The organism is Lachnospira hominis (ex Hitch et al. 2025) (assembly GCF_040096395.1).
GTDB classification, from domain to species: Bacteria; Bacillota; Clostridia; order Lachnospirales; family Lachnospiraceae; genus Lachnospira; species Lachnospira hominis.
Map to the genome: position 1 here is coordinate 260,155 of NZ_JBBMES010000001.1, position 13,430 is coordinate 273,584.

Genomic DNA, 13,430 nt, shown 5'->3' on the forward strand with positions numbered 1-13,430 from the left:
TGTAAACGGAATATATGAATTAATATAAATGTCATAACTTTTTAATATATTTATAATTCCAGGGAATCAGGTGAGAATCCTGAACAGTTCCGCTGCTGTGAGCAGGGAGTCTGTATTTGATATGCCACTGATGATAAACATATATTATTTGTTATCTTACAGATATGAGATGGATTGGATTCGGGAAGGTGAATACAGGCGTTGATATGCGAGTCAGAAGACCGGTTTACAGGCAGATTTTAATAGTACGCTGCGAGAACAGTGAACTATTTATTTTTGTGCAATAAAATATATTTGATATACTGGCGGTATATAAAGGTACAAAAGCTGTTTTTACTCTGCAAGCTATCTTCATCAAAATAATAATAAGAGGCACAGGCTTCAAATGGAGGTAAAAATGAAGAAGAAAAGATTACTGGCAATTACACTTGTAATCACACTTTTTGCCAGCATATTTGCATTGGCAGGATGTGGAAAACAAAAAGAAGCATCAAACAACGATGAATACAACGGAAAGCTTGTATTTGACCATTCAATGGATTTAAAGTATGCAGAATTATTTTCTGTAGACTATTATAAGGGTGGTTATAAGATGATAACTATCACAAACCGTGATGAAGATACTGCTATAACAGACAAGCAGTCAAAGATTCTTGTGGTTCCTGATGGAATGAAGACTCCTGAAGATGTATCAAAGGATACTATTGTTTTAAACGGACCTGTTAAAAATATGCTTGTTGCATCTACACCGGTTACATCACTTATGAATGCAAGCGGATGTCTTGAGAATATAAGCCTTGTAACATATGATAAATCTTCATGGTATATCGATGATGTTAAAAAAGCATTTGACGATAATAAACTTACATATGTAGGTGATTATAAAGCACCTGATTTTGAGCAGATTGTTGCAGCATCCCCTTCAATATGTATTTATTCAACAATGCTTACAAGTGCCCCTGATGTTGCTGAGAAGTTCAAGGAGCTTAATATTAATTTTATACTTGACCAGTCAACATATGAGGAACATCCTCTTGGAAGAGTAGAGTGGGCAAAATGTTATGCAGCACTTTGTGATAAAGAAGATGATGCAGTAAGAATGTATGATGAGCAGGCTGCTTATGTTGATAAGATTTCAAAGACAGAAAAGACAGGAAAATCTGTAGCAGTATTTTATATAACATCAAAGGGTAAGTTATATGTAAGAAATGCGGACGATTATGTTGCACAGATGGTAGAACTTGCCGGTGGAAAGTATATTTTTGATGATTTGAATGTCGGAAAGACAGGAACACAGACAATGGAGATGGAAAGCTTCTATTCTAAGGCTAAAGATGCTGACTACATCATTTATATATGGAGCCTTGGAGGAAAACCATCTACACTTGCTGATTTTACAGGATACAGTTCGGTTCTTTCAGATATGAAGGCTGTTAAGGATGGCAATGTATGGTGTACTACACCTGATTTCTTCCAGATTGCGGATACAATCGGAAGTATGGTAAATGACATCAATAAGATGATGACATCTGACAGCAGTGTAAATGAACTTACATATCTTAAAAAACTTAAATAATTAAAGAGGTTATATAATGAAGAAGGCGTTACGCTGCCAGCTGGTTTATATAATGCTTGTAGTATTATTCATTGTTGCGGTATTTATGAATATTAATACAGGTAATGTACATATTTCATTTGGCAGAATTTTTAAGATTATCTTTTTAAAAGCTGAGGCAGGCACAGCCGGATTCAATATTATATGGAAAATCCGTCTGCCAAGGCTTCTTAGTGCAGCTATACTTGGCGGTGCCCTGGCACTGTCAGGTTTTCTGCTTCAGACATTTTTCAGAAATCCGATTGCGGGTCCATTTGTGCTTGGTATATCATCAGGTGCAAAAATGTTTCTTGCAATTACTATGATTTTTCTATTAAGATATATTCCATCAATGCCTTTATGGGCTCAGGTAGCGGCAGCATTTGCAGGTTCGGTTTTATCATTGCTTTATGTTCTGCTTTTTGCCGGCAAGGTTAAAAATATGTCAACACTTCTTGTAATCGGCATAATGATTAGTTATATATGTTCTGCAATAACAGATTTATGTATAACATTTGCCAATGATTCAGATATAGCAAATCTTACACATTGGGCAATGGGAAGTTTTTCAGCAAGTTCATGGAATACAGTAAAATTATCGGCAGTTATAGTATTTCCGACAGCAATAGTGACATTCCTTTTTGCAAAACCAATCAGTGCTTATCTTCTTGGTGAAGGATATGCAAAGAGCATGGGTATACCGGTTAAATTTTTCAGACTCTGTATAATAACATTGTCAAGCATACTTTCAGCATGTGTAACAGCACTTGCAGGACCGATTTCTTTTGTGGGAATTGCAGTTCCTCATGTTACGCGTATTCTTATGAAAACGTCAAAACCAGTAGTGATAATGCCAGCTATATTTTTAAGCGGTTCGGTATTCTGCATGTTTTGTGATTTGATAGCAAGAACAATATTCTCGCCGTCAGAACTTGCAATAGGTACTGTAACGGCGGTATTTGGTGCACCTGTGGTAATATGGCTTATGATTAGCAGGAAAAACGGTGAGATATAATGGAAGAAGAGAAAGAATTTTATTTTAAAACACAGAATTTATCAGTTGGATACAACAGAAAACCAATTCTTGAAAATATTTCACTTGGAGTGTATAAAGGACAGATTCTTACACTTATAGGTCCGAATGGTTCAGGAAAATCAACCATTTTAAAAAATCTTATAAGGGAAATGAATCCGCTTGGCGGTGTGGTTGTTTTAGAAGGAAAAGATATTAACAATTATTCAAGCAAAGATTTTGCAAAGCAGATGTCGGTAGTTCTCACAGAAAAAGTAAAAACAGAACTTCTAACGTGTCGTGATGTTGTTGCAATGGGACGTTATCCATATACTAATTATTTTGGAAAACTTACGCCTGAGGACGAACGAATTGTCGATGAATCACTTGAGAGCGTGGCGGCTCTTGATATTGCCGAAAAAGATTTTTCACAGATAAGTGACGGACAAAGACAGCGTATAATGCTTGCACGTGCAATATGTCAGAAACCGCAGATTATTGTGCTCGACGAACCTACGTCATTTCTTGATATAAGGCATAAGATAGAGCTTCTTGATATTTTGCAGAATATGGCTGTTAAAGAAAATGTTACGGTTGTTTTGTCATTACATGAGATAGAACTCGCAAACAGAATATCTGACTGGGTTATGTGTGTAAGGGCTGATGGAAAAATACTGTATGGTACGCCCGATGAAATATTTCAAGATGAAATAATACGTGAACTGTATGATATTAAAAATGGAAGTTATAACTGCCTTTATGGAAGTACCGAACTTGAAAAAAAGACAGGTACTCCAAAGGTGTTTGTCGCTGGTGGCGGTGGATTCGGCGTTTCCGTCTACAGGCGTCTGCAGCATTTTGAGATTCCGTTTTCGGCAGGAATTATTGCACAAAATGACTGTGAATATACGATAGCAGAATCCCTTGCGGTAAAAGTCATAAGCGAAAAGCCATTTGAAATATTTAGCGGCAAGTCATTAGAAATGGCAAAAAAATATGTTGATATAGCTGATTATTATATTGATGCAGGCTGCCCGTATGGTATAGTAAATGAGAAAATGAAAGAATTAAGGCAGTATGCATTAAAGAATAACAAAATTATTTTAGATAAACCGGACGATTATAATTTAAGACAGATAGGAGAAAATATTGGATAATAAGTATGAATATATGAATCCAAATGATATTGAAAAACATTCATTTGAAATAATAGAACAAGAGCTTGAAATTGAACTCCCATCTGATATTAAACCGATTGTTAAGAGAGTAATACATACGACCGCAGATTTTTCTTATGTGGAAAATATGTATTTTTCACCTGATGCCATAAAGACGGCGTTGGGTGAAATTAAATCGGGAGTGACATTTGTTACAGATACGAACATGGCACTTTCAGGTATTAATAAAAAAGCATTGAAAGAACTTAACTGTAATGCTGTGTGTTATGTATCAGACGAGGATGTTGCAGTTATGGCGAAAAAAGAGAATATAACAAGGGCAGTATGTGCTGTAAAAAAAGCAGCTATGAATAATAAAAGATGTATTATGGTTGTAGGAAATGCACCTACTGCACTTATTCAGATAGAAAAAATGTACAGGGAAAATGAGTTTAAACCACTTCTTGTAATTGGTGTTCCTGTTGGATTTGTCAATGTTGTGGATTCAAAGGAGGCAATTATTGATAGTGGTATGGAATGTATTATAGCAAGAGGGAGAAAAGGCGGCAGCAATGTTGCCGCATCAATAGTAAATGCACTTTTGTATATGTGTCAGGATGATAACCGGGAGTGGAGAAGATAAATGCTCGAAAAATATGTAAGTAAAGGCAGCAAAAAATTAAGATGCGGTTTTACAACAGGAACATGTGCTGCCGCTGCATCCGCCGGTGCTGCAAGAATGCTTTTGTCAGGAAAAGTCATTGAAAATATTACTGTAATAACTCCCTCAGGAAATTCTGTTACTGTTGGGCTTACAGATATAAAAAAAGAAAATGATTATGTGAGTTGTGCGGTACAAAAGGACAGTGGCGATGATCCTGATGTGACAGATAAAATTCTTGTATATTCAACGGTTTCATATGAAAAGAGTGGAATAACTGTTGATGGAGGAGAAGGTGTCGGACGTGTTACAAAAAAGGGTTTAAAGCAGCAGATTGGTGAAGCTGCAATAAATCCTGTACCACGGAAAATGATAGAAGAACAGTTAAAAACGGCTGCGTCTGATTATTCATATGATGGTGGACTTAAAGCTGTAATAAGTGTTCCGATGGGAATACAGATTGCGAAAAAGACATTCAATCCAAGACTTGGAATAGAGGGAGGAATATCAATACTTGGAACGACGGGAATAGTTGAACCTATGAGTGAACAGGCACTTATAGATACAATATCGGTTGAACTTGATGTAAGAAAAGCACAAAATGAAGAATTTATAATTGTCACACCGGGAAATTACGGCCAGGATTTTTTGAGGGATAATCTGGGTATTGCTGTTGATAAATGCGTTAAATGCAGTAATTTTATAGGAGATACAATAGATATGTGCATTGAAAAAGGCTTTAAATCAATGCTTCTTGTCGGTCATATCGGCAAACTTTCAAAGCTTGGCTGCACAATATACAATACACATTCAAGATATGCTGATGGAAGGATGGAAGCATTTGCTTTATGTGCAGCCTTATGTGGGGCAGAAAGAGAAGTTCTTGAAAATATACTTGGATGTATAACTACTGATGCTGCACTTGAGATTCTAAAAAAAGAAGGTATTTTTGATGAGACAATTAAAATGCTGGAAAAAAGAATTGACAGGTCATTAAAACTGCGGGCAAAAGGCAGTATTGAAATCGGAATGATAACATTTTCAGAAGAATACGGCATTTTATGTAAAACGGAAAATGCAGATAATATGCTTAAAAAATTGAAATGATAATAAGGAGAAAAGTATGGTTCATTTTGTTGGAGCAGGTTCAGGAGCCAAAGATTTAATAACGGTGAGAGGAATGAATCTGTTAAAAAATGCTGATGTAATAATATACGCCGGCTCACTTGTAAATCCTGAACTTCTGGAATATGCAGAAGATTCATGTGAAATTTACAACAGTGCATATATGACGCTTGAAGAGATTATTGATGTCATAAAAACAGCAGATAGTGAAAATAAGGATATTGTGCGTCTGCATACAGGCGATTCTTCAATATATGGTGCAATAAGAGAGCAGATTGAACAGTTAAATTCATATGATATTTCATGGGATATCTGTCCAGGAGTCAGCAGTTTTCTTGCTGCTGCGGCAGCAGCAGGATGTGAATATACGGTGCCTGGGATTTCGCAGTCATTGATAATTACAAGAATGGAAGGAAGAACACCGGTTCCTGAAAAAGAAAAGATGAGAGAACTTGCAGGACATAACACATCCATGGCAGTCTTTTTAAGCTCAGGACTTACAAAAGAATTACAGGATGAACTGCTGACCGGCGGATATAGTGAGGATACACCATGTGCCATATGTTATAAGGTAAGCTGGCCTGATGAAAAGATAATAATGACAACAATTAAAAATCTGCATAATGATATGGTATCGAATAGTATTGCGAAAACGGCTCTTATTCTTGTTGGTGATTTTCTAGGCAGAAAATATAATAATTCAAAGCTTTATGATGCTTCATTTACAACGGAGTACCGTAAATGAGAGCGGCGGTAATTGCATATACGGTAAACGGAGCTATACTGGCAGAAAAGTTAAGACATTTAAGTGATGATGAGACTGATATATATGTCAGTGCAAAATCGGCAAAATATATTGATGCAGAAAATATTATAACATTTAAGAGTACGCCGGCCCTTATCAGAGATATTTTTTATCAATATGAAGGAATCATATTTATTGGTGCGGCCGCAATAGCGGTACGTTCTATTGCACCTTATATTACAAGTAAATTCAAAGATCCAGCTGTGCTTGTCATGGATGATCATGCAATACATGTTATTTCACTTTTGTCCGGGCATGTGGGAGGCGGGAATGAATGGTGTGTAAAAGTTGCAGGAATGTTCGGTTCGGATGCAGTTATAACAACTGCAACGGATGTCAATAACGCATTTGCTGTAGATGTTTTTGCAGTAAAAAATCACCTTAAAATGATAAATCCATATATGATACGAGACATAAGCACAAGAATTGTAAACGGTGAGCAGCTTGGGATATACATGCAGGCTGAAGAATATGAAAAGGTAATACAGAACGAGTGTAAAAAATACAGTAAAAATATAAAAATAACAGACTATAAAAATGCTGATATAGTTATATTAAAAAATAAATCAGAAATTAAAGATATGCAGTCAAAAATAATTCTTATACCGCGTAATATTGTTGTCGGAGTTGGCTGCAGAAGAGGAACAGAATATTTAAAGATTAAAAGTTCTGTTATGACAATATTAGAAAAAGCCGGTGTATCTGCGGAAAATGTGAATTGTGTCGCTTCAATTAACAAAAAAGCAGACGAAAAAGGTATAATAGAGCTGGCAGAGGAGTTACAGGCAGATTTCATTACATATACGGCAGATGAGCTTATGGAGGTTGAAGGTGAATTTGAGCCGTCAATGACTGTATATAACCACGTTGGTGCGGATAATGTCTGTGGACGCAGTGCATGCAGGGCAAGTTGTAACGGTGAATGTCTTGTACCTAAGACTGTAGAAAACGGAGTGACAGTTTCTGTATACAGATACAGGGTTTATGGAGGATAAAGTGCTTAATATAGTTGGTTTTGGATGTGGTTCATATGAGAATATGACAATAGAAGCGGTAAGGACGATTGAAAAGTCTGAACTTGTAGTAGGATTTAAGACATATATAGATTTGATGAGAGAATATTTTCCTGATAAAGAGTATTATGAAAATGGCATGATGCAGGAAAGACAGCGTTGTGAATATGCGTTGAATGAGGCTGTGACTAAAGAGGTATCACTTGTCTGCAGTGGTGATTCCGGCGTATATGGCATGGCATGCCTTGCATATGAGCTTGCCGGTGCTATGGATAATTCTCCTGAAATTAAGGTCGTGTCTGGAGTTACAGCGGCAAACAGCGGAGCAGCAATAATAGGTGCTCCGTTGTCACATGATTTTTCAGTTATAAGCCTTAGTGACCTTTTGACAAAAAAGAGCGTGATAGAAAAAAGACTGCGTGCAGCAGCAATGTCAGATATGGTAATCTGCCTTTATAATCCGTCTAGTAAAAAAAGGGCAGATTATCTTGCATGGGCATGCAGCATATGTCTTGAATATAAAGATGAAGACACAGTATGCGGCGTTGTAAGAAATATAGGAAGAGACATGGAAAGCTCGAAGATTCTTACACTAGGTCAGTTAAAAGAATATAATGCAGATATGTTTACTACAGTATTTATCGGTAATAAATCAACTGTCAGGATGGGTGAAAAAATGGTAACACCGAGGGGATATAATAATAAGTCAGAAAAAAGTATTATTATATTTGCCGGAACAACAGAAGGCAGACACCTTGCAGATTATGCATCCGGGTTAAATATAGACACACATATATTTGTTGCTACAGAATATGGTGAAATGATATTAAAAGACGACAAAAGTTTCGATGGGAATAAGTGCATAATACACACAGGCAGGCTTGATGAGGCAGAAATTAAAGAAGAAATAGAAAAAATAAATCCGATGGCAGTGTTTGACGCGACACATCCATTTGCAGTGCAGGTTACGGAAAATATTAAAAATGCCTGTGAAAAGACTACAACAAAATACATACGTATAAAGAGAGATAAAGAAAATTATAATCTGGTCAATCGTGAAAAAGTAAGAAGTGCGGGCAGTGCCGAAGAAGCAGCAATAATATTAAGTGCCCCATGCTATAAAAATAAAAAAGTTCTGCTTACAACAGGAAGTAAAACGGTAGGCATTTACAGTCATCTTGAAGGATTTAAAGATAATTATTATTTGAGGATGCTGCCTAATGTGCAGATGCTTGGAGAGGTGCTTAAAAGCGGAATTAAAAATTCTAATGTTATATGCATGCAGGGACCTTTTTCTGAAAATATGAATTATGAAATGATAAAAAATTATGGAATAGAAGTAATGGTTACAAAAAATTCCGGAAATACGGGCGGTACACAGGAAAAAATCAATGCAGCTATGCGTGCAGGGACAGAGGTAATAATAATAGAGGATACAGGCAGTGATGAATGTATCGGTATAGGATTGAGTGAAGCTTTAAAATATATTACAGAAATAGTTGAAAAATAACAGAAAGAAAGATAAAAATGAATGTATATATAATTGGTGTGGGACCCGGAAACGGACAGTATCTGATAAAAGAATCAGAAGAAAAAATTGAGAATGCTGATATAATAATAGGTGCAAAAAGACTTATAAAGCCATATTGTAATAAAAAAACATTTGCAGCAATTACGCCTTTCGATATAATTTCAATCATAAAAAGTAATAATCAGTGTGAAAATATAGCGGTGCTTATGTCGGGAGATGCATCGTTTTACAGCGGAACGAAAAAGCTGGTTTTGGAATTAGAAAAAGAAAAAATTAAATATAATATTCTGCCGGGGATTTCAAGCGTATCATATATGTCTGCAAAAACAGGTGTTCCGTTGGATGAGGCTGGATTTTTAAGTCTGCATGGAAGAAAAATGAGCATTATGGGCACAATTCTTTCATCAAGATATACATACATTTTAACACAGTCAGATTGCGGCATAATATGTCAGAGACTCCAAAAAATTGGATTTGGCGGATTTAAAGTATATATAGGTGAGAATCTTTCGCTTGAAAATGAAAAGATTACATGTGATTATGCAAAAAATCTTACAGAGTATGAATCATGCGGACTCTGTGTAATGCTGGTTGAAAATAATGAAAAGCTTATTGACGGCATTGCAGGAATTCCCGATGAGAATTTTATTCGTGGCAATGTTCCTATGACGAAAAGAGAAATCCGTGCATCAATTGCTTCACGCATGCATGTTTCAAAAAATGAATGTATATATGATATTGGAGCCGGAACAGGTTCAGTCAGTATAGAGCTTGCACTTGCGGATTATATGGGAACAGTATATGCGATAGAAGAAAATGAAGAGGCGTGTGCTTTAATAAAAGAAAATTCTGATAAATTCGGAACAGACAATATTCAGATTGTAAATGGGCGTGCACAAGAAAAAATAAATGAACTTCCGGCACCGGACAGCGTGTTTATTGGCGGAAGCAAGGGAATGTTAAAAGATATAATTGACCAGCTTATCCGTAAAAATCCATCTGTACATATTGTTATGACTGCTGTTACAATGGAGACATTAAATGAAGCTCTGGAATATCTTGAAATTAATTTTCAAAAAGTGGAAACAGTGTGTATAGCAGTTACGAATGTGGTAAAACGTGGAAGATATCATATGCCGGATGTACAGAATCCTATATTTATAATAGATGCAAGATGACAGGTAAAATTTCAGGGAGGCATTAAAATGTGTAATGGAAGAATTATGATTGCAGGCACAAACAGCGGATGTGGAAAAACAACAGTTGTATGCGGTTTATTAAAGTGTCTTTTAAACAGAAAAATGAACATTCACGCATTTAAGTGCGGACCTGATTACATAGATACATCATTTCATAAAAAAGTGCTAAAAATTCCAACAGGAAATCTTGATTCATGGTTTTGTAAGCCGGAAGATTTAAGAAAGATAGTTTCAAAAAAAGCGGATAAATGTGATATATCGGTTATTGAGGGCGTGATGGGCTATTATGACGGGATGGGATTTACGCAGAGGGCAAGTGCATATGAAATTGCTGACATAACATCTACACCTGTAATACTTATAATAAATTGTAAGGGCATGTCATCATCGTTGGAAGCTGTCCTTTCAGGATTTGTTAATATGAAGCAAAACAGCCATATAAAAGGTGTCATATTTAACAGATTATCCGAGAAACTTTACAGATATGCAAAAGAATGTGCATTAAAACTTGGAGTACAGCCATTAGGATATATTCCGTCAGATTCGTCACTTCATATTGAAAGCAGGCATCTTGGGCTTGTAGGTGCGGATGAAATAAAAAGTTTTGATGAAAAACTTGAGCATCTGGCAGATGTAATGGAAAAGACGGTCGATATTGATGCAGTGATGAAACTTGCAAAAACAGCGGAAAAAATAGAATACGAAGCTGAAAAAGATGTGGGAACTGACAGTAAATCTTGTGTGAATATTGCAATTGCAAAAGATGAAGCATTTTGTTTTCTGTATGATGACAATATTGCTTTTCTGGAAGAAAATGGATGCAGGATTATGTATTTCAGTCCGATACATGACAGTGAAATACCGCATGATGCAGACGGAGTTATTTTCTGGGGTGGATATCCTGAGAGATATGCAAAAGAATTATCAGAAAATAAGAGTATGATTAAAAGTGTAAAAAAAGTGATAGACAGTGGGATTGCCTGTATTGCGGAATGTGGAGGCTTTTTATATCTTCATTCATATCTTGAAGGAACTGATGGGAAAAAGTATCCTATGGCGGGGATTATAGATGGTGAAGCAGTAAATGGCGGAAAACTGCAAAGATTTGGATATATGGAAGTTACGCCGGTGTCCGATGGTATGGCATGCAGATGCATGCAGCCGTTGAAAACGCATGAATTTCATTATTGGAAAAGCTGTAATCCGGGCAGCGATTTTCAGGTGAAAAAAGTATCTGATGAAAGTATCAGCATGGCAGGATACAACACAGAAAAATTATATGCGGCTTTTATGCACATATATTTTTACGGAAATGAGGAATTTGGAATGAATTTTATAAAAAAATCATGCGAATATGCTGCAAAAAAACATTGGGATAATATAGCAAAGCCTCTTAACGGACTAGGGGATTTTGAAGATATAATAGTAAAAATTGCAGGCATACAGAATACAGAACATGTAGATATAAGTAAAAAAGCATTAGTCATAATGTGTGCTGATAATGGAATTGTAGAGGAAAATGTAAGTCAGAGCGGACAGGATGTAACAGCGATAGTGGCTGCCAATATGGCATCACGCAAATCAAGTGTATGTCTTATGGCCGGTTATACCGGTGCACAGGTTATACCTGTAGATATAGGAATTGCATGTGAAACCATTCCGTCAGGTAAAAAAATTGATGATATGGATGGAATTTTACATAAAAAGATAAGCCATGGTACAAAAAATTTTCTGAAAGAACATGCTATGACAGATAAACAGTGTATTAAGGCAATAGAAACAGGAAAAGAAATTGTAAAAATGTGCAGTGAAAAAGGAATAAATATTATTGCAACGGGCGAAATGGGAATTGGAAATACAACTACAAGTGCAGCACTTGCAGCAATTCTTCTTGATGAAAAGCCGGAAAATGTAACAGGTTACGGAGCAGGACTTACGAATGAAGGGCTTAAAAATAAAACTGAAACAGTAAGAAAAGCATGTGAAATGTATAGTGGATATAAAGATGATGCACTTAAACTTTTATCATGTATTGGTGGATTGGATATTGCAGGGCTTGCTGGTGTATTTATCGGCGGAGCTGAGTATGGAATTCCGGTTGTCATTGACGGACTGATATCGGGAATAGCAGCACTTACTGCAGAATATATGTCACCTGGAACAAAAAAATATATGATTGCATCACATGCAGGAAAAGAGCCTGCTTTAAAAAAGATTATTACACATCTTGAATTAAAGCCTGTGATAGATGCGAATCTTGCATTGGGAGAAGGTTCTGGGGCAGTTATGGTTTTTCCTCTGCTTGATATGGCAATGAGTGTGTACAATGAGAGTAATACATTTGAAAATATAGATATGGAGGCATATGAGTGTTTGCATTAATTTTCGGAGGAAGCGGAAGCGGTAAATCTGAATATGCGGAAAAGCTTTCATGTGAGCTTGCACAAAAAAATGAAAAATATTATATTGCAACTATGATTCCATACGGAGAAGAAGGAAAAAAAAGAGTTGAAAGGCATAAGAAGCTGCGTGAAGGCAAAGATTTTTATACAATTGAGCAGACGATGCATATATCAGGGGCGTTGGAAAAAATAAAAAATCCACGTAACTCAACAGTTCTTATTGAGTGTATGTCAAATCTTGTCGCAAACGAAATGTTTGAGCCGGGAGGAAATACTCAATCAATTATTAAAGAATGCATGACAATCCGTGATAAATGTAGTAATATAATAATAGTAACCAATGATATTTTTTCTGATGGATGCATATATGATGAATCTACCAGAGAATATATCAGACAATTAGCATATATCAACAGGCAGCTTGCACAAGATGCGGATATTGTAGAAGAAGTTGTATATTCTGTGCCTGTAAGGTTGAAAACAATATATGAAATCATTTAAAACAAATAAAAAATTAATATATATTTTTCTTGTTCTGTCAATAATTCTTTCAGGAATGTATTTTGGAACGGATAATGAAGAATTCAGATGCAATAAGTCCGGTGGAACTTCTGCATCTTATGTATATCAGGTGATTGATGATACATATGGAGGTAACGAAATATGTATGGGAGAGATGTTAGGATTAAAAGATATTAATGTCTTTCAGACAAAAGATATAATTTCATACAGATATAATCTGAAGATTAATTTTTCGTTTGCCCTGATTTTACTTGAATTTATTATTATGTTTTTTTTCAGTATTAATTATTATTATATACATGAAAAAAATCAATACATACGCAGAAAAATTATTATTACATATATTCATAATCAGGATGGAGAAAAAAGCTGTGCTGTCATAAGTTAGGAATTAATTTATGACAGGAGG

12 protein-coding genes and 1 riboswitch are annotated in these 13,430 nt (G+C 35.7%); all 12 genes read left to right on the forward strand.

Annotated features, from left to right (window positions below; all coding sequences use genetic code 11):
- Positions 1–37 precede the first annotated feature (37 nt).
- Positions 38–244, forward strand: a riboswitch (cobalamin riboswitch).
- A 153-nt stretch (positions 245–397) separates the two neighbouring features.
- The 12 genes from WMO38_RS01150 to WMO38_RS01205 are packed head-to-tail and all read left to right on the forward strand — an operon-like array spanning position 398 to position 13,409.
- A complete protein-coding gene (locus WMO38_RS01150) occupies positions 398–1,576 on the forward strand; it encodes an ABC transporter substrate-binding protein (RefSeq protein WP_349161063.1) in 1,179 nt (392 codons plus the stop codon).
- Positions 1,577–1,592: 16 nt separating this feature from the next.
- Positions 1,593–2,609, forward strand: coding sequence for a FecCD family ABC transporter permease (locus tag WMO38_RS01155; RefSeq protein ID WP_021866443.1), 1,017 nt, complete (start codon positions 1,593–1,595; stop codon positions 2,607–2,609).
- Positions 2,609–3,763, forward strand: a complete 1,155-nt coding sequence (locus tag WMO38_RS01160) for an ABC transporter ATP-binding protein (protein WP_349161065.1) — start codon at positions 2,609–2,611, stop codon at positions 3,761–3,763. The genes WMO38_RS01155 and WMO38_RS01160 overlap by 1 nt, the downstream gene beginning before the upstream one ends.
- The gene (locus tag WMO38_RS01165; RefSeq protein WP_349161066.1) at positions 3,756–4,406 is read left to right on the forward strand and encodes a precorrin-8X methylmutase; all 651 of its coding nucleotides are present in this window, start codon (positions 3,756–3,758) and stop codon (positions 4,404–4,406) included. Before WMO38_RS01160 ends, WMO38_RS01165 begins: the two co-directional genes overlap by 8 nt.
- A complete protein-coding gene (gene cbiD / locus WMO38_RS01170) occupies positions 4,407–5,531 on the forward strand; it encodes a cobalt-precorrin-5B (C(1))-methyltransferase CbiD (protein WP_349161067.1) in 1,125 nt (374 codons plus the stop codon).
- A 16-nt stretch (positions 5,532–5,547) separates the two neighbouring features.
- Positions 5,548–6,294, forward strand: coding sequence for a precorrin-4 C(11)-methyltransferase (gene cobM / locus WMO38_RS01175; RefSeq protein WP_021866447.1), 747 nt, complete (start codon positions 5,548–5,550; stop codon positions 6,292–6,294).
- Positions 6,291–7,349 (forward strand): cobalt-precorrin 5A hydrolase, encoded by a 1,059-nt coding sequence (locus WMO38_RS01180; protein WP_349161069.1) that lies wholly within the window; start codon positions 6,291–6,293, stop codon positions 7,347–7,349. Before cobM ends, WMO38_RS01180 begins: the two co-directional genes overlap by 4 nt.
- A gap of 1 nt (position 7,350) precedes the next feature.
- Positions 7,351–8,877, forward strand: coding sequence for a precorrin-3B C(17)-methyltransferase (cobJ, locus tag WMO38_RS01185; protein WP_349161070.1), 1,527 nt, complete (start codon positions 7,351–7,353; stop codon positions 8,875–8,877).
- Between the two features lie 17 nt (positions 8,878–8,894).
- Complete coding sequence (cbiE, locus tag WMO38_RS01190) at positions 8,895–10,076, forward strand: precorrin-6y C5,15-methyltransferase (decarboxylating) subunit CbiE (RefSeq protein ID WP_349161071.1); 1,182 nt, start codon at positions 8,895–8,897, stop codon at positions 10,074–10,076.
- A 27-nt stretch (positions 10,077–10,103) separates the two neighbouring features.
- Complete coding sequence (locus tag WMO38_RS01195; RefSeq protein WP_349161072.1) at positions 10,104–12,479, forward strand: cobyrinic acid a,c-diamide synthase CobB; 2,376 nt, start codon at positions 10,104–10,106, stop codon at positions 12,477–12,479.
- Positions 12,467–13,000 carry a bifunctional adenosylcobinamide kinase/adenosylcobinamide-phosphate guanylyltransferase gene (locus WMO38_RS01200; protein ID WP_021866452.1) on the forward strand — a complete coding sequence of 178 codons (534 nt, stop codon included), beginning with the start codon at positions 12,467–12,469 and terminating at the stop codon, positions 12,998–13,000. The genes WMO38_RS01195 and WMO38_RS01200 overlap by 13 nt, the downstream gene beginning before the upstream one ends.
- Positions 12,987–13,409: a hypothetical protein gene (locus tag WMO38_RS01205; protein ID WP_349161073.1), complete on the forward strand. Its 423-nt coding sequence runs from the start codon at positions 12,987–12,989 to the stop codon at positions 13,407–13,409. Before WMO38_RS01200 ends, WMO38_RS01205 begins: the two co-directional genes overlap by 14 nt.
- Positions 13,410–13,430: the final 21 nt, after the last annotated feature.

What these genes read in the sequence shown, in the direction of transcription:
- WMO38_RS01180 (WP_349161069.1), top strand. Translation starts at nt 6,291, where the DNA reads ATGAGAGCGGCGGTAATTGCATATACGGTAAACGGAGCTATACTGGCA.
- WMO38_RS01205 (WP_349161073.1), top strand. Translation starts at nt 12,987, where the DNA reads ATGAAATCATTTAAAACAAATAAAAAATTAATATATATTTTTCTTGTT.
- cbiD (WP_349161067.1), top strand. Translation starts at nt 4,407, where the DNA reads ATGCTCGAAAAATATGTAAGTAAAGGCAGCAAAAAATTAAGATGCGGT.
- cbiE (WP_349161071.1), top strand. Translation starts at nt 8,895, where the DNA reads ATGAATGTATATATAATTGGTGTGGGACCCGGAAACGGACAGTATCTG.
- WMO38_RS01150 (WP_349161063.1), top strand. Translation starts at nt 398, where the DNA reads ATGAAGAAGAAAAGATTACTGGCAATTACACTTGTAATCACACTTTTT.
- cobM (WP_021866447.1), top strand. Translation starts at nt 5,548, where the DNA reads ATGGTTCATTTTGTTGGAGCAGGTTCAGGAGCCAAAGATTTAATAACG.
- WMO38_RS01155 (WP_021866443.1), top strand. Translation starts at nt 1,593, where the DNA reads ATGAAGAAGGCGTTACGCTGCCAGCTGGTTTATATAATGCTTGTAGTA.
- WMO38_RS01195 (WP_349161072.1), top strand. Translation starts at nt 10,104, where the DNA reads ATGTGTAATGGAAGAATTATGATTGCAGGCACAAACAGCGGATGTGGA.
- WMO38_RS01160 (WP_349161065.1), top strand. Translation starts at nt 2,609, where the DNA reads ATGGAAGAAGAGAAAGAATTTTATTTTAAAACACAGAATTTATCAGTT.